10 protein-coding genes are annotated in these 17,282 nt (G+C 61.1%); 4 read left to right on the forward strand and 6 right to left on the reverse strand.

Annotated features, from left to right (window positions below; genetic code table 11):
- Positions 1-20: 20 nt before the first annotated feature.
- The gene (locus AC1AYN_RS06715) at positions 21-377 is read left to right on the forward strand and encodes a hypothetical protein (protein WP_476532674.1); all 357 of its coding nucleotides are present in this window, start codon (positions 21-23) and stop codon (positions 375-377) included.
- 146 nt (positions 378-523) lie between these two features.
- Positions 524-2,746, forward strand: coding sequence for a M13 family metallopeptidase (locus AC1AYN_RS06720; RefSeq protein WP_476532675.1), 2,223 nt, complete (start codon positions 524-526; stop codon positions 2,744-2,746).
- 118 nt (positions 2,747-2,864) lie between these two features.
- Here AC1AYN_RS06720 and AC1AYN_RS06725 read toward each other — a convergent pair whose 3' ends face one another.
- The 6 genes from AC1AYN_RS06725 to AC1AYN_RS06750 all read right to left on the reverse strand — a co-directional run bounded on the left by AC1AYN_RS06725 (position 2,865) and on the right by AC1AYN_RS06750 (position 15,394).
- Positions 2,865-5,129, reverse strand: coding sequence for a tetratricopeptide repeat protein (locus AC1AYN_RS06725; RefSeq protein WP_476532676.1), 2,265 nt, complete (start codon positions 5,127-5,129; stop codon positions 2,865-2,867).
- 31 nt (positions 5,130-5,160) lie between these two features.
- The gene (locus AC1AYN_RS06730; RefSeq protein ID WP_476532677.1) at positions 5,161-6,798 is read right to left on the reverse strand and encodes a YobI family P-loop NTPase; all 1,638 of its coding nucleotides are present in this window, start codon (positions 6,796-6,798) and stop codon (positions 5,161-5,163) included.
- 818 nt (positions 6,799-7,616) lie between these two features.
- On the reverse strand, positions 7,617-7,946 hold the full coding sequence (locus AC1AYN_RS06735; protein ID WP_476532678.1) for a HigA family addiction module antitoxin: 330 nt from the start codon (positions 7,944-7,946) through the stop codon (positions 7,617-7,619).
- Positions 7,947-8,058: 112 nt separating this feature from the next.
- Positions 8,059-8,817, reverse strand: coding sequence for a single-stranded DNA-binding protein (locus AC1AYN_RS06740; protein ID WP_476532679.1), 759 nt, complete (start codon positions 8,815-8,817; stop codon positions 8,059-8,061).
- Between the two features lie 773 nt (positions 8,818-9,590).
- Positions 9,591-12,749, reverse strand: a complete 3,159-nt coding sequence (locus AC1AYN_RS06745) for an OmpL47-type beta-barrel domain-containing protein (RefSeq protein ID WP_476532680.1) — start codon at positions 12,747-12,749, stop codon at positions 9,591-9,593.
- 224 nt (positions 12,750-12,973) lie between these two features.
- A complete protein-coding gene (locus AC1AYN_RS06750) occupies positions 12,974-15,394 on the reverse strand; it encodes a beta-L-arabinofuranosidase (protein ID WP_476532681.1) in 2,421 nt (806 codons plus the stop codon).
- Between the two features lie 506 nt (positions 15,395-15,900).
- On the opposite strand from AC1AYN_RS06750, the gene tatA reads away from it, so the two are divergent.
- Together tatA and tatC are read left to right on the forward strand one after the other, a co-directional pair.
- Positions 15,901-16,191 carry a twin-arginine translocase TatA/TatE family subunit gene (gene tatA, locus AC1AYN_RS06755; RefSeq protein ID WP_476532682.1) on the forward strand — a complete coding sequence of 97 codons (291 nt, stop codon included), beginning with the start codon at positions 15,901-15,903 and terminating at the stop codon, positions 16,189-16,191.
- Positions 16,188-17,282: a twin-arginine translocase subunit TatC gene (gene tatC, locus AC1AYN_RS06760; RefSeq protein WP_476532683.1), complete on the forward strand. Its 1,095-nt coding sequence runs from the start codon at positions 16,188-16,190 to the stop codon at positions 17,280-17,282. Before tatA ends, tatC begins: the two co-directional genes overlap by 4 nt.

Here is a 17,282-nt window from a genome sequence, read left to right on the forward strand (position 1 = left end):
AAGACGAAGGAGCGTGTCTCATGGGATGGGGAGCAGGTAAGTCGATTACGGTGGCGTTCACGCAGCAGCCGAAGGAGGTGTTCGACGCGTTCGCCCAGTTGAGCCAGTCGTTGAAGGGCTTCAAGCCGGGCACGGTCGATCCGGGTTCGTGGACGGTCACCTTCGTCAAGGGCATCAGCCTCGCCTCGTGGGGTGAGAAGGCGGTCGCGCAGGTGACGCAGGGCCAGGACGGCCGCACGTGGGTCACGGTCACGTCGAAGCTCGATTTCGGTTTCGCCGACCACGGAAGGAACAAGAAGAACGTGAACGAGATCGTCGAGGCCGCTGCCGCGCGTCTCGGCCAGGCCGACGTCGTCAAGCCGCTCGGCAAGGCCTGACATCCGCCAATCCCTTGTACCGCGCGCTCTTGCCTCCCTCTGACGAGGGAGGTGGCGCGCAGCTCCGGAGGGAGAGACCCCGCCTCGAATTCCCGGCAAGGGACCCCGCCCAAGCCCCGGCGGGAGGAACGACTACTGTGGTGAGCATGAGTGAAACATCTGTGGCCGGCAAGTCCGGCATCGACCCGGCGTCGTTCTCCGGCGTCGTCAAGCCTTCCGACGATTTGTTCCGTTACGTGAACGGTCCGTGGATCGACACGTACCGTCTGCCCGACGACCGTTCCCGCTACGGCTCGTTCGACAAGCTCGCCGAGGATGCGGAGAACCAGATCCGCGACATCCTCGAGGACGAGGATGCGAACGCGGCCGGCGACGTGGCGGCCATCGCCGCGCCGGCCGCGAAGTCGCGCGCCCTGTACCGTTCGTTCCTCGATACGGATGCGATCGAGGCGGCCGGCATCGCGCCGATCCGCCCGGCGCTCGACATCATCGACGCCGTGACGAGCAAGGCCGGGATGACGCGCGCGCTCGGCGAGCTCAATGCCGAGGGCGGCTCGGACATCCTCGGCGTCGCCGTCTACGGCGATCCGGGCGACCCGGACCACAACATCCTGCACATCGAGCAGGCCGGTCTGCTGCTGCCGGATGAGGCGTACTACCGTGAGGACCATTACGCGCCGGTGCGCGAGGCGTATGTGCGCATGGTCGCCACCCAGCTTGTGAACGCCGGCTACGCGCCGGCCGCCGAGGACAATCCGAACGTCGACGACGAGATTCCGACGCACGGCGACGTCTCCGACGAGGATGCCGTCGACACCGACGAGACGCCGATTCCGACGCCGAGCGAGACCGCCCTCGACATGGCCCGCCGCTTCCTCGACGTAGAGACGCGGATTGCCGCGAACCATTGGGACAACGTGGCGACGCGCGACTCGGTGAAGACCTACAATCCCACCGATTTCGCCGATCTGGCCGCGATGCTCAAGCACTTCGACATCGGTGCGTGGATCGACGCCTGCCAGGCCGGTTACGACGCCAAGCCCGCGGCGAGCGTGCAGCCGCTCGACTTCCGCGCGATCTTCGGCCGCGTGATCGTGCACGAGCCGAGCTTCCTGACGGGACTCGACGCGTTCTGGGAGGCCGCCGACCTGGAGGACCTCAAGCTGTGGGCGCGCGTCCACATGATCGTCGGCGCGGCCTCCTACCTGTCGCATGAGTTCGACAGGACGAACTTCGACTTCTTCGGCAAGGTGTTGTCCGGCCAGAAGCAGCAGCGCGCGCGTTGGAAGCGCGGCGTGAGCATGGTCAACGGCGTCTGCGGCGAGGACGTGGGACGCGAGTATGTGAAGCGCCACTTCCCGGAAAGCTCGAAGCGCCGCATGGAGCAGCTGGTCGCGAACCTGATCGACGCGTACCGCGTGTCCATCACGAACTCGGATTGGCTGGGCGAGGACACGAAGGCAAAGGCGTTGGAGAAGCTCTCCAAGTTCACGCCGAAGATCGGCTACACGAACCACTGGCGCGACTATGCGGCGCTGGACGTGCACGAAGATGCGGTGTTCGCCGACAACATGAAGGCCGTGGCCCTGTACGTGATGGGCTACGAGCTGGGCAAGGCCGGCAAGCCGGTCGACAAGGACGAGTGGCTGATGAACCCGCAGACGGTGAACGCCTACTACGAGCCGACGATGAACGTGATCGTGTTCCCGGCGGCGATCCTGCAGCCCCCGTTCTTCGACCCGGAGGCGGAGGATGCGGCCAACTACGGCGGCATCGGCGCGGTAATCGGCCACGAGATCGGTCACGGCTTCGACGATCAGGGCGCGCAGTACGACGGCGACGGCAAGCTCAACGACTGGTGGACCGCGGAGGACAAGGCGAACTTCGAGCAGCGCACGAAGGCGCTGATCGAGCAGTACAACGCGTTCGTACCCCGCCAGCTGGCCGAGAAGTACGCGGACGAGCCGGATAAGGCCCCGCATGTGAACGGCGCGCTGACGATCGGCGAGAACATCGGCGATCTGGGCGGCGTGAACATCGCGTTGAAGGCGTATGCGTTCGCGCTGGACAAGGCCGCGGGACGCCCGGAGGATGGTTCCGCCGCGGCGATTTCGGCATCGCTCGACACCGCGCCGGAGCTCGACGGCTTCACCGGCCTGCAGCGCTTCTTCCTGAGTTACGCCTCGATCTGGCGCACCAAGAACCGCGACGAGCTCGCCGAACAATACCTCCAGATCGACCCCCACTCCCCCGCCGAATGCCGCACCAACGGCATCGTGCGCAACGTGGACCTCTTCTACAAGGCCTTCGACGTAAAGCCGGGCGACAAGATGTACCTCGCGCCGGAGTCACGCGTGCGCATCTGGTAAGGTGAAACAACATCCTACGAGCATCTGCCTTCTCTGTGGTTGATGGCTCTTCCTCAAGAGCCATCAACCACAGACCAACTAAGGGACATCTAGTCACACTAAGCAGCAAATAATAAAGCTACTTTATACAACGCTTTACATCGGCCCTAACCGAGTCCCTCTCCTTGCGATATTGGCCTGTATCTTCAAATTGATTATATAACGCTAGAGATTCCTGAAATCTTTTAACGGCAAGGTAAGGTCTGTCGTTAGCATAAATAAGCCCGAGGTTATGCAAAATTTGAGCATCCAAGGGCCCATATGCACGAATATCACTCTCAACAATCAAGGAACGAAGGCGGTGAGCCTTCTCGAAATAGTCACGCGCTGAATCAATTCTGTAGCAAGAGCCGGAGATGAGAGAAGTTGCATACACAGCCCCCAAAGCATTTAAAATGAAAGGTTGCACAAATGAACCTGCATATATATTGCTGCTCCTCAAATCAATCGCCTCCCTCTCCTCAAGAGCTTCACGCAAAACAGACTCCGCATCCCTAAGATATTTGAACTGCGAATCCCGCGCATCCCTCATCTTATCTATTATTTTTCCTGTATTTCTATTCTTCAGCTCACTCAACTCGAATCCAACACGTGAAACAGTTTCCAGCGAGTCGGCATATCGCAAATAAACCATACCTAAATTATATTTAGTCCAAACAATATTCGAATGACTATCACCACCATTCTCACGGAGTTTTAAAGCTTCATCTAACGCTTCTTTCGCATCATTATTTTCACCCGATAAGCAATACGTTACACCCAAATCATTTAGAGTCCATGCAAGCTTAAGCATATACTGTTTGTTACCCTTGGAACAAAGTTTTCTATATATCCCCTCAGCTTCAACAAACTCTTCCTTAGCCAATTCATAATTCCCAATATCCCTGTATAACACCCCTAAATCATTACACGACCAAGCATAATCCAACTGCCCCTGCTCACCATGATCCACTTTTAATTCATTTCTGATTGCTTTTGCCTTTTTTAGCACCGACTCTGCTTTTTTAAATTCCCCCTTACGACGCAACAAAACACCATAATTATTAAGCACCCAAGCAGCCACGGGGAAGTCACCCTTATTGACCATTACATTCCATATTCTCTTCTTTTCTTCAAAATTAATCGATAAGCAATCAAGACATTTCGTAAATAAATCCTCAGATTTTGAAAATAGACCAGCATTCCTAAGATTGACCGCATCACCACATAATTGCCTTACATACTTTTCCTTTATAGAGGAGTGCAGCGGCGACAATGCCTTCAACAGCACCCGAATAATCGATTTCTTACGACCGACCTCCGAATATTCCATCTCACCATCACCTTGTCCATAAATAAATGAGGAATGATCTCTCATTACGTTAAAATCAATTAACGATGACTCAATTTTTTCTATACTCCATCCCGGAATTTGTTCATGGAATTGAGTTACGACACTTTCCTGAACATCATCATCCAGTTCGGGAAAAATAGATTTAAGACGCTTAAACCATTTTCCCTGTCTTGCCATTCCAACCAGTCGGTCATCAATATCTTTTAGCGCATGCAAATCATCTGCCAGTGGTTTAAGTTGTTCTTTAAAATCATCAATCTCTTTTACTAAGAAATGATTAAGCACTCTAATCACTACGCTTTTATACACATCATCATGTGAAAGTGATTTTATCAAATCAGCATTAGCTGCAACCTGATGCCCAAGTTCCAGAGCGAAGCCGTAATAGAATTTAATTGATTGAATATCCGTTTCGGAAAGTGGAATATCCCATACATCTTCCTTACATTCATCCGACGACTCAACCATCTCTCCTGCATATACCGGGTCAACATATTTTGACGTTGGTTCCATCACAAGCCATGCACATGGAGTTAAATCACCCTCCCAATCAATTAAATATAATGGATACCGTGCACTAAAATATTTCCTCAAGACGCAGTCGCATATATAATTTGGCCACAGTGCTAATTGGTCTATATTTTCATCGCTGAGAGCTACTAGGTCACTTTCATCACTATAAACATATGTCGCAATTAATTCTCTGAAGGAAACACCCTTTTCAAAGGGCTCCTTATTACTTATAATATCCTCCACAAGTCTTGGATACACAACACGAATAACACATGCCGCAAGACATTCATTCGCATCAAACCAGTCTTCGGCCATCCCGATTCTTTTTTTGACGTTTTCACCACTTTCCATATTGAATGATTCATAGATTCGTCGCTCAACCAATGCATAACAATTACATATATCAACCCATATACGATAATCGGGAAAATACTGGGCCGTCAATCTGAGTAATTCTTTATCAAATTTCTTAATCCAATCAGCAAATTCAACGCACACTATTTACCCCTTTCATTATTACGCAATCCTATTACTTTCTATTTTGCAACAAATCTTTCAGCACTGCCCTACCCGTATAGGTTGATATGAATGGACGAATATATATATTGGCATCAAAGAATTTGGCTTTGCTTTCAGCTGTTTCGTATGGGGAACCAAAGGCCGAGGCGAAGTTGTCGTCACCCATGACGTAGATGAAGGTGACGGTTTGGTTGTGCATTTGGGTTGATGAGTTGATGAGCATGTTGAGCTCTCGTAGCTCATAGAAGATGTTCATGTCGTCGGCGCGGTCGAGATCTTCGAACACCACATAGCGGATGTTCGCCTTCTCCAGCAGGAAGATGATCTCGTCAAGATACTTGTCAAAGTAGTCGAGGTTGGCCTTGTTGTCCTCATACGATAGTGAGACGCCTTCCGCGGCGGCCTGGACCTTCGAGAGACGCAGCCGGTCTTTCAACGCAAAAGACAGGCAACAGACGATGACCACAATCACCACTGCATTGAATAGCCACGGGCTCTTCCACCAACGATCAGGCTCTTTGGTAAAGCCAAGCACACCTTCAAGTGTTGGTTTGCTTTGCGATATCCATACGAAGAACACCAATAAAGCACAACCCAATGCCGGAACAGTGGCCAAAGACAGATTCTCACGTAGAGAGCGCCGCGAGCGCAGACGATGGAAATGCGACAGGTCGACGATACGCGGAGCGATGCTGTAAATCAGCTGCTTGACGACTTCCCGTTGGATATCAAGGGTCTTGGCACTGTGCTCTTGCGCAGAACCGCCGTCCTTTTCAAGTGGATGGACTTCCACCACCACGTGATCGGCTTGATATCGCATCGTTTTATCGTTCGCTGCAGGCGCTGGACTATCCGCCGGCTTTGTATTCTCTGCTTCTTTGGAAGCTGTACTGCGTGACGAATCAGCCCCATCGCCCTTGAACTGCTCAGCACTCGAATTCTCTTGTCGGCAAAGCAGCAGTGAAGATACTTTAATGTAGCCTGGTATGGTTGCAGCTTTCATACGCCGTATGACAAAAGTCATACTACCGATTCCTATAGCTATAACAACTAATCCTAGAATCAGCAGCGGAATGGTTATAAACCAGTATTCAGATTCATGACCAGAATATGCAACAGTTTTAAATACCCAGTAATCTCTAATTGGCATAATCAGGATTGGAATTGTTGCAATAACACCCAAACCGACTACAACACCTATACAGACAACTACGTCACTAAGAAATTGTTCCAGCTTACTCCAAAATGGGATACGACCCGACCAGATTGGCAATCGTTTATTTACCCAATTCTCGAACCAATCCGATACATACAAACTGGGAATCCCCAGCTTGGTCAACCAGCGGAATTCGTAGCGGACGTAGCGTTCGAAGCCTTGAACGATGCTGCTTTTGCCGGTGCCGTAGCCGCCCAATAGGGCGACGTTGCGCGGCAGGCCGGCGTAGGCGTCGTCTATCGCATCGTCCGCTGCAGCCGAGCCTTCGGCAGGGCTGCTCTTTTTGTCGTGCTTCACCAGATCGGGATTGCATGCGTCGTATAACGTGCGGGCGTAGGTGCCGTGACGCTGTTCCTCGAAACGTGGCATCAACCGTCGTAATGGCACGCCCGTTCTGCCGACGCGGCTCTTGCCCTTTTCCTGTCCTCCCATTGACATGCCCTTCTTCGCCCACACGCCCCTGCGCGTCCGCGAAACATGTGCTCCATCATACGCGCCGTTCGGCTGCCGGGCGGGATTCCGACCAGGGCGCCATGTCATTTCACGCCCCGTCTCGCCTCGTTTTTCTCCTTCTGCCTTCCGCCTTCCGCTTTTCGCCCTCCACACCGGGAACCGTGCCACACTACGGGTCGGCGCGGGAAGTGTGGCACGAGAAGTGCGCCACACTTGCGCCGAAAACGCTGTACGGGCGTTGCGTGGCTTGCCACACCGCGCATTCTCGCGTTTTTCATGCCACGCAACGCGGATTCGGCGGATTCGAGGATTATGCGGCACGGCGCGATGCCACGCTACAGAGAAACGGAGCTATTCGCGCTTGTGTGGCACGGTTTTCGACCGATATCGCGCCACGCAAGCGCGAATCACGCGCAATGGCCGTTGCGCGGCACACGACCGTACCACGCAACGGTCCAGGACGGCTTGCGTGGCACTGGGACGCGGGAAACAGAGCGGCGGAACGTCAACTATGCCCCGAGACATGCGTAAATCACCCACTGAGAACGGCTATGGGTAACGGGACGGCCGGTAGTGCTGTCCCATCAGGTAGGTCGCGGAGTGACAGTGTATGCCGCGACGAACGCCCAGTCACTTGACCCCCCTCAGTCCGGCTTTGCCGGACAGCTCCTGCGCAATTCCGGACGGCCTTCGGCCGGCCTTATGTTTGCTCACTGTCGTTCGCCTTCGCCTACAAACGCCTCTGGCGCTTGCTTCACGGCTCAGCCTTAAGGGGGAGCAGAATGAGAAGCACCGCACTACTGCTGTTCGGAGACGAGCGGCTGTTCGGGAACCAGCGGCTGGATGTTCTCCACCGTGGAGGGGTCGAAGGTGAAGATCTCGTAGTCGCGCTGGAGGTTCATCCAGAATTCAGCGGAGGTGTTGAGCGCCTTGCCGAGCCGGTGGGCCATCGCCACGCTGATGCCGCGCTTGCCTTTGATGATCTCCCCCACCGCGGTCTCGGAGACACCGATCGCCTTGGCAAGCCGATAGTTGCTGATGCCCAGCGGCTCCAGGAACTCCTCCTTGAGAATCTCGCCAGGGGTGGCGAACAAGTCCCTCCTGCTGGTAGTCGTCGAAGTAGACATCTTCAACCCTCCTCTGCACGGCACGATCCATCTAATACTATCGTCATCCGTTAGTATCGTCAAACGTTAGTAGTGTGGGGCGGCGGGGTGTGCGCCGCCCCACACGATGGCGTTACATTGCGGGGTCGCCGAAGTCGTCGGGCTCGTCCGGTTCGCCCATTTCGCCGGTGGCGGGGTCGACGGCGGCGGTTGCGGCGTCGGCGGCCATGCCGCCTGCCACGGCAGCGCCGTCAGCACCGCTTGCCGCGGCGTCGGTGTCAGTCGCCGCGGCTGCGATGCCGGCACCACCCTCCCCCACGCCATCCGTGTCGATGACGACGCCGGTCACGGAAGCCGGGTTCGGTGGAATCGCGGGGTTCAGCGGGTTCGCCGGAGCGCCGTTCGCGGGCGGAACCATACCGCCCGCGGTGCCCGGCGCGCCGACAGCCACGCCGCCAGCCCCGGCCACACCGGCACCAGCCGTTCCGCCGTCCGCGCCGGCACCGGCGTTCACGCCGGGCTGCCGGCGCGAGAGGCGGGCGAACGTGGCGACACCCTGACTCAGGTCCGGCCCGACGGCGGCGGCGTCGATGACGGGCGTCATGCGGTCGACGCCTTCCTTCTGCCAGCGTTCGGTGCGCATCGTACCGGTCACGATCACGGGGTCGCCTTTGCCCAGCGATCCGAGAATGTTCTTCGCGAGTCCGCGGTAGGCGCACACGCTCACCCACGTGGTGTCACGGTCGCGCCACTGCCCCGCGCCCTGGTCGAAGAAACGCGGGGTCACGCCCAGACGGAACGAGCATGCGGGGACGTTCGCGTTCGTATTGAAGGAGACGGGATTCGCCCCGAGATTGCCGGTGACGGTCACCAGCGCTTGTTGGATGCCCATGTGAGGTCCTTTCCGGCCGGCTGGTCGGCCGGCGCTGCATCGTTGCGGTTTTGCGGTTCTGGACCGGGGAATCGGGCGACGACGCCGATTCCCCGGTGGTTCCAGCGTGCGTCATCGCGCGGGTGCGTCGCCAGTGCGACGGGACGATGTGGATAGAGCCCCGGAGTCCGAGCGTGTTGTGGATAACGTGTGGATGGAGAGGGAGTTATCCACAATTTCGCGGGAGTATGCGCGGATGGGCGGGGATATGAGAATGGAGGGATGCGTGAGGATATGGATGATTACGCGACGATGTGGCTTGGCGTGCGATGTTGCGGTTTGCGGGTGGACTACCCCTCAGTCGGCTTCGCCGACAGCTCCCCTGACAAGGGGAGCCGAAGCACTTTCAGGCACCGCCTCAATGCCGGGCTGCGCAGGTTCCTTGACAAGGGGAGCCGAGAATACGAGAAAGGCCGCCGCATCCACCAAGATGCGGCGGCCTTTGGGTTGGGCCGATACCCCCTCAGTCCGCTTCGCGGACAGCTCCCCCTGAAAGGGGGAGCAAGGGAATTGCATGCGCCGTGAGGCGCATTCCGTTTCTCTGCGCCCCCTTTAGGGGGAGCTGGCGGCCGGAGGCCGACTGAGGGGGTTGGACGGGAGGATTCCGTATGGTGGGTCTCCCGCGGTTCGGTACCCCCTCAGTCCGGCTGCGGCGGACAGCTCCCCCTGGAAGGGGGAGCGCAAGAGGATTGCATGCGCCGTAGGCGCATTCCGTTTCCCCGGGATCCGGGCGCTTACTGGCGCTTGCGGTAGAGGGCGGTGGTGGTGCCGGCGGCGGCCAGCAGGAGGGTCAGAGCGGCGAGGGTGGCGACGGCGCTGCCGGTCTTGGAGAGCGCGGTGCCCTTGTTGCCGGTGTTGCCCTTGCCGGCGTTGCTGCCGGAGTTGCCAGCGCCGTTACCGGAGCCGGCGTTGCCGTTGTTGCCAGCGTTGCCGTTGCCGTTGTTGTTGCCCGGGTTGGAAGGCGTGGGGGCCTTCTTCTCCAGACCGGCGAGCGCCTTGGTGAGCGCGTCCTTGGCGTCGGACACCTGCTTCGCGGTGGCGGACTCGTCGCCGAGCACGTCATTGGCGGCGGCGACGGCCGCGTCGAGGAGCTTGAGCGACTTGTCGGTGTACTGGCTGCGGTCGATCGCGGCGGCCTTGGCGACCTCGGCCTGGAGCGCGGACTTGTCCACCGGCTTCTGCTCAGGCTCGGTAGCGGCCTCAAGACCCAGGATGGCCTTGACCAGCGCGGTCTGCGCGTCGGTCACCTGATCCTGCGTGGCGGCGTCGTTGTCAAGCACGGCCTGCGCGGAAGCGAGCGCGTCGGCGAGCGCCTTCCAGGTCTCCGGCGTGTAGTCGGATTCCTTGAGGTTCTTCGCGTTGACCGCGTCGACCGTGGCCTTGAGGCCGTCCTTGACCACCGGGGTCGGGGTCGGCTCGACGACCTTCTCGAGGCCGGCGACCGCTTCGACCAGCTTCTGCTGGGCGTCGGTCACCTGCGCCTGGGTGGCGTCGACGTTGTCGAGGACCTTCTGGGCGGCGGCGAGCGCATCGGCAAGCGCCTTCCAGCTTTCGGCCGTGTACGCGGACTTGTCGAGCTTGTTCGCGACTTCGACGGAGACCTTGAGTCCGGACTTGTCGACGGTGGGCTTCTGCTCGACCGGCTTCAGTCCGGCGACGGCATCGGCGAGCGCGGACTGCGCGGCGTCGACCTGGGCCTGCGTGGCGGAGTCGTCGGCGAGGACCTTCTGCGCGGAGGTGAGGGCGGCGGCGAACGTCTTCCACGTGTCGGACGTGTACGCGGACTGGTTCAGCTTGCCGGCGAGTTCGACGGCGGCCTTGAGTCCGGCCTTGTCGACCGGGACCGGCTTGGCGGCGACGGTCACTTCGACGCTGGCGGACTTGGTCGTGTCGGCGGTGGATGTGGCGGTGATGGTCGCCTTGCCGGCGGCCACGGCGGTCACGTTGCCGTCCTTGTCGACGGTGGCGACCTTCTCGTCGGAGGACTTCCACGTGACGGTGGTCGCGGCGTCGCCGGTCACCTTCACGTCGGCGGTGAGCTTAGCGGCATCGCCCTCGGTGAGCGCGAGCTTGCCGTCCTTCACGCCGTCACCGGCGATCGCGACGGAGTCGACGGACGGTTCCGGTGCGACGGCCTCGCCCTTGCCGAGGTTGATGTTGGCGTAGTTGGACTCGTTGCCGGCGGCGTCCTGCGCGTAGAAGTGCACGTAGGTGTCGTGGTCGGCGGAGAGCTGCACCTTGATCTTGTCGGCGTCCACGTAGGTGCCCCACATGGTGTTCTCGTTGGACTTCGGGTTGCTGGACGGACCGGTGGAGTAGAGCACACGGGTCACGCCGGAGCCCTTGGCGCCGTCGTCGGCGGTGAGGGAGACGACCACGTCGTTGCCGTTCTTGCTGTCCTGCTTGGCGGTGACCTTTGGCGCGTTGGTGTCGACCTTGATGGTCTGAGAGGCTTCGCGGACGTTGCCGTTCTCGTCGGTGGCGCGGGCGGAGACGGTCACTTCGCCCTGCTCGGTCACGGAGACCGGGCCGATGCCGGCGGTCCACTCACCGTCGCCGATCTTGTATTCGACGGTCTTGATCGGCACGGTGGAGACACCGCGCAGCGCGGTGATCGTGAACTTCGGCGTGGTGGTGTACCAGCCGGAGCCGGGGGCCGCGGAGTCGAAGTCGATGGAGACGATCGGCTTGGCGTTCGGGTCGGACGGGGCGACGACGAAGAACATGCCGGACGCCTTGACGCCATCAACGCCTTCGATCGCGCCGGAGACCTCGCCCATCTGCTCGGCCTCGGCGTAGTCGGCGGCCGGGATCTCGTCCCAGGTCACCTTGTGGCCGGATTCGACGGAGCCGTCGGCGTAGGTGAGGGCGACCGTGTCCTGCAGGACCGGCTTGACCTTCGGTGTGGTGACGGTGGAGACGTATTCGGCGTCGGTCACCTCGGTGTTCAGCTGGTCGTAGACGCCGATCGTGGCGGTCACCTGACCGGCCTCGACCTTGATGCCGTCATAGGTGCCGGCCTTGGTCGCGCCCTTGACTTCCGCGGTGGTGCCGGCGGTCGCGTAGGCATCGGCCGGAACGGCCTCCCACGTGACGGGCACCTTGAGGCTCGGGCCGTCCTCCGGGGTCACCCACACTTCGGCGGGCAGCTTGGAGGTCGGGTCGACGCCGGGCGTGGTGCGCACGGCGACCTGCTGCGTGTATTCGAAGGCGTCCGGATCGCCCGGGTCGACGGGCAGGGCGGCGCTGGTGCCGAGCACCTGCCACTCGGTGACGGTGATGCCCTTGTTGTCGTTGGCTTGCTTGTTGACGACGAGGCGCAGCGACTTGGTGGTCACCTGATCGAAGGTGTACGTGTACGGGCCGTAGACCGGGTTGGACGCGTCGAGCTGGTCGTCGGTCGGGAACGTCTTGTCGACCTTGAGGTTCGGCACGGTCTCGTACTTGCCGGAGTCGGCGTTCAGGTATTCGATGGAGACGCTCTTCGGCAGCGGCACGCCGCCGTCACCGGTCTTCACGTTCGTCCAGTAGTAGCCGACGGACTTGGAGGTGGTCACGTCGCGGTTCCACGTGTACGTGGCGGTCTCGTGGTCGGAGGTGTTGCCCCACGTGCCCCAGCCGCCGTAGCTGGCGTTGCCGTCGATGCTGCCGTCGTTGATGGCGGCGGTCGAGTTCCAGCCGGTCACGTAGCTGACGGACACGTCAGGTGCGTTGTCGTTGCCTTTTTCCGTGTTGAGGGCGACGTTCGTCTCCGCGGGAGCCGGATCGTCGGCCGCGCTGGCCGGTGCGGCGAATGCGCCGCCGGCCAGCAGCGTCGCGGCGGCGACGGCGAACGCGGCGAAGCGTTTCGCCAGTCCCGCCTTCGCGGCCGTTGCAGTGCTTGCGATGGTCATGGATGTTCTTTCTCTTTGATTGACGATTACGCGGACCACCCCCAGTCGGCTTCGCCGACAGCCCTCCGGGCCAGCAATTACGGACAGCCTTCGGCTGACCATATGTTGGCTCACTGTCGTTCGCCTTCGCCTACAAACGCCTCTGGCGTTTGCTATACGGCTCAGCCCGCCAGCGGGGGCCGAGGGGAGGGTGGTGATTGATGATTGCGTGGATTGCGGCGGGGTCAGCTCATCTTGGCACGGCCGGCGGCGAGGAGGATCGCCTGGCGGTCACGGCTGGAGAGGAGTCCCTCGTCCTGGTAGGTCTTGGTGACCTCCTGGACCTTCTTGACGAAGGCGGTGCGGTTCGCGAACGGCGCGGCGGCCCAGATGTCGTCCATCAAGGTGCTTTCGCTGCGGTCCTTCGCGGCCGGGCGCTTCGGGTTCCTCACGTCGGTGAGACGCCCCGCGAACCCCACGTAGTCGTCCTTGCGCTGGAAGTACATGTGGTACGGGGTGTTGTCGCCGTTGTAGGCGGGCTCGAACTCGTCGCCGTCGATGATGAAGTAGTTGGCGGCGCCTTCCTTCTTCTGCACGCCGAGCTTGATCGTGCCGTCCAGTCCGTTGCGCTCGTAGAAGCCGCGCTGGATGAACTTGGTGGACGGGTTGAGCGCGTTGAGCAGCGTCGGGCCGTAGAACAGCGCCTGGATGTCCTTGCGGTCGTCGGTCGACTCGGTGCGCAGCTGCAGCGGGATGGTGACGACGATCTTGTCGCCGGCCTTCCAGTCACCTTCCACGGTGGCGTATTCGCCGGCCTTGACGCCGTCGACGGCCTTGCCGTTCACCGCGATCGTCGCGCCCTTGCTCCAGGCGGGGATGCGGATGCGGAAGGTGACCTTGCTCGTCGGCGTCGCGGTGACGGCGAGCGTCGAGGTCTCCTCTTCCGGGTAGTTGGTCTCCTGGGAGAGCTTCAGCCCCGTGTCCGCCCAGTCGAGCGTGGATGGCGTGAACAGGTTGACGTACAGCTCCTTGTTGTCGGCCGAGTGGAAGTAGATGGAGTCCTGGTACTTCGTGTGGCTCTCCAACGCGGTGCCGCCGCAGCAGGTGCCGACGTTGCCGTCGCCGTATTCCTTCTGGGTGGCGGGGTTCACCGGGTACATGTAGCAGTTGCCCGGGGTGAATCCGGTCGTCGCATCCTGCGTGGGGTTGTGCAGGTCGCGCGACTTGCCGCCGAGGATGTGGTTGAGGATCGTGCGCTCGTAGTAGTCCATGTAGGCGGGCTTGTGGTCGATGAAGAACAGGCAACGGGCGATCTTGAGCATGTTGTACGCGGCGCAGGATTCGGCGTTGCGCTTGCCGATGTCGCCGGCCACGGTGTGCGCCGGACCCCACATCTCGCCTTCGCCGGTGCCGCCGTGCGCGTACATGCGGCCGGGCACGATCATGCCCCAGAAGCCTTCGACGGCCTTGAGGTAGCGCTTGCGGTCCGCCTCCTTGATGTCCGCGTCGGCCATGGCCGCGTCCTTCGCGTAGCCGACGAACTGCGGGATGTGCTGGTTGGCGTGCAGGTTGTTGAGGATGTCGACGCCTGCGCCGCAGTTGTCGATCAGCTTGTCGGTGTCGAAGAACTTCGAGGCCTTGAGGAACTCGTCGCGGTTCTTGTCCTTGGACACGTTGTACAGGTCGACGAGCGAGTCGTTCATGCCGCCGTATTCGCCGCCGATGTAGATGTCCCACATCTTCTGCAGCTGGCTCTTCGTGCACTTGCTCAGACGCGAATAGGTCCAGTGGCCGATGCCTTCGGCCAGGTCGAGCGCGTCCTCGTTGCCCGCGTACTCGTAGCAGGCGATCAGGCCGGCGAGGATCTTGTGCTCGGTGTACCAAGGCGCCCAGATCTCGCCGTAGGGGGCGTACTCCTCCAGCGCCTTGAACTGCCATTCGCCGTAGGCGGCGAGGAAGCCCGGGTGCGAGTAGCGGGCCTTGCCGTTGTAGGTCATCTTGCGCAGCGCGTCGCGACATTCCACGAGTCCGGCGATGAGCGCGTTGATCTTGTTGAGGATCGCCTCTTCGCCGCTTTCCGCGTACGCCTGGGCGAGCATCGTCATCGCATGGCCGGCGTAGTGGCCGCGCAGCAGGCCGTCGGCGCCGTTCTTGTTCTGGCCGCGCGTGTACTCGTCCGCGCCCCACTGCTGCTCCTTGGCCTTGTCGACGGAGCCGTTGGGGAAGTTCTCCCAGCCGCCGGCGGGTTCGGCGCCCTTTGTATCGAGGCCGGCCTGCGCGCGGAAGCATGTGAGCATGCGGTCGATCGGGTAGTAGCGGGCGAAGTTGAGCAGGTCGTCCTTGGCGCGCTCGAACACGCCGCCGGTCACGGCGACGCTTCTCAGCGGGAACGGCTGCACGTCCCAGCCGGGAAGCGCCGGCGAATCGGTGATGTTGGCCACGGCCTTGGTGGTGCGCTGCGCGGCGGGCACGGTCACGCCGCCATTGCCGCCGGCGTTCGTCGCCGCACCGGCCGCGCCCGTGGCGGACGGGGCCGCCTGTGCCTGCGTGGTGCCTACTCCCAGTGCGCTCGCCACGGCGATGGTGCCGCCGATGGCGGCCGCGCCGGCGAGCACGGCGCGACGTGAGATGCCGGTCGTCGCCGTTGCTTCTTCTGTCGAACTCATCTTGCTCCTTCATTGGATGCCGGCGCGTCCATACGCCGGCGTTGGTGTCATGCGAGGGCGTCGACATGGCGGGAAGAAGACGCGAAGAAGCGTCCGTCCGAGGCGACGGCGGCCGTTCCCGTTGGTGGTGCGTCCCCTGTCTGTTGTCTTGTTCGGGGCGGAAACGATCGTCGTCTTCCCTGACTGGCTCCTGCGCCGGCTCCTTCCTCCGTATCGGCTCCGCGGCCTCCTTTGCCGCGGCACCCTTGCTGTGCACGTTCACAATAAGCACGTTTCCCGCGGACCTCCAAGCACAGGAAATCCCCGCGCACACCCCGGTTGCACATGCGAAAACCTTTTTCCCAACGAGTTGCGCAACTTGTTGCGCATGTTTTCCGCTTCGTTGCACGTTGCGCAACGACACCCGATTTGGCCGTGTCCTCCGCGACGGGCTATACTCGCGAATTGGTGCGTCAATAAGAAGAACCTTCCCTGTCACAACGCAGTAGTTGGAAGGACAGTTCATCATGGCCAATCTTCGTCCCACCGAGCTCATCATCATCCTGCTCATCGTCGTGCTGCTGTTCGGCGCGAAGAAGCTGCCGGAGCTCGCCAAGTCCGTCGGACAGTCGCTGAAGATCTTCCGTTCCGAGACCAAGACCGACGACGCCGATACCGTGAACGCCACCGCGCAACCCGCCCCCGTCCCGGCCGTCACCGCCGCGCCCGCGCCCGCGCCCGTCGCCGCACCCGCGGCCACGGTGAACGCCACCGCCGCGCCGGCTCCCGCCCCCGTGACCGGAGCCGCGACGCGATGAGCACGGCTTCCGGAAGCTTCACGCCTCCGGCACCGACGTTGCATCCCGGCGAACGCGACACGCATCTCGATCTCGACAGTCTTCTCGTCGAACCGGAGACCGACGTCGCCGCCGCAGGCAGCGCCGCGGCGCCGGCGACGTCACCACATAACGCACGCAACGCGGGCAAACCGCGCAAATCCCGCAGACCCCGCAACCCGCAGGCGGTCATGCCGCTGGCCGACCATCTCATCGAGTTCCGCACGCGCTTCATCCGCGCCGCGGCGGGCATCGCCGTCATGACCGTGGCGGGATGGATGGTCAGCGACCAGGTGTTCCGCATCCTGCAGCAGCCGTTCCTCACGGCGGCCGCCCAGCAGCAGGGGCTGATGAGCATCACGTTCAACGGCGTGGTCTCCGCGTTCAACGTGAAGCTGGAGATCGCGTTCTTCCTCGGGATGGTCGCCTCCTGCCCATGGTGGTCGTACCAGCTGTGGGCGTTCATCAATCCGGGGCTCAAGCGCAGGGAGCGCTGGACGGCCGTCGCGTTCATCGGCGCGTCCGTGCCGCTGTTCCTCACGGGCGCGGGCCTCGCCTGGTATTTCCTGCCGCAGGCGGTCGCGATCCTCACCGGATTCGCGCCTGCGGACACGGCGACGCTGCTCAGCGCCGACGTGTACTTCGACTTCATCCTGCGCATGACGCTCGCCTTCGGCCTGTCGTTCCTGCTGCCGGTCGTGATGGTCGCGTTGACGATGATGGGGGCCGTCGAGACACGCACGTGGCTCAGGCAGTGGCGTGTGGCCGTGCTGATTGCGTTCGTCTTCGCCGCCGTGGCGACGCCGACCGGCGACCCGGGCACGCTGTGCGCGCTCGCCCTGCCGATCTGCGCGATCTACTTCGCGGCGATCGGCGTGTGCTGGCTGTACGAGCGTATCCAGTTGTGGAGGATCATGCGCGAGGCCGGCGAGGAGCCGCGACTGTTCGCGGCGTGGCGCAAGGTGCGCGAGACGGTCGCGCGGATCGCGCCCGGCCGCGCGCGCAAGGCACGGGCCGTGGCCGCGACGTCCGACGCCGTGACGTCGCCTGCCGCGCCATCGGAAGGAGAGTGA

It is taken from the genome of Bifidobacterium sp. LH_413, assembly GCF_056357015.1.

Excerpts from the sequence above, each read along its gene's own strand:
- AC1AYN_RS06740 (WP_476532679.1), bottom strand. The coding sequence starts at position 8,817 with ATGGGCATCCAACAAGCGCTGGTGACCGTCACCGGCAATCTCGGGGCG.
- AC1AYN_RS06730 (WP_476532677.1), bottom strand. The coding sequence starts at position 6,798 with ATGGGAGGACAGGAAAAGGGCAAGAGCCGCGTCGGCAGAACGGGCGTG.
- AC1AYN_RS06735 (WP_476532678.1), bottom strand. The coding sequence starts at position 7,946 with ATGTCTACTTCGACGACTACCAGCAGGAGGGACTTGTTCGCCACCCCT.
- tatC (WP_476532683.1), top strand. The coding sequence starts at position 16,188 with ATGAGCACGGCTTCCGGAAGCTTCACGCCTCCGGCACCGACGTTGCAT.
- AC1AYN_RS06750 (WP_476532681.1), bottom strand. The coding sequence starts at position 15,394 with ATGAGTTCGACAGAAGAAGCAACGGCGACGACCGGCATCTCACGTCGC.
- AC1AYN_RS06715 (WP_476532674.1), top strand. The coding sequence starts at position 21 with ATGGGATGGGGAGCAGGTAAGTCGATTACGGTGGCGTTCACGCAGCAG.
- AC1AYN_RS06720 (WP_476532675.1), top strand. The coding sequence starts at position 524 with ATGAGTGAAACATCTGTGGCCGGCAAGTCCGGCATCGACCCGGCGTCG.
- tatA (WP_476532682.1), top strand. The coding sequence starts at position 15,901 with ATGGCCAATCTTCGTCCCACCGAGCTCATCATCATCCTGCTCATCGTC.
- AC1AYN_RS06745 (WP_476532680.1), bottom strand. The coding sequence starts at position 12,749 with ATGACCATCGCAAGCACTGCAACGGCCGCGAAGGCGGGACTGGCGAAA.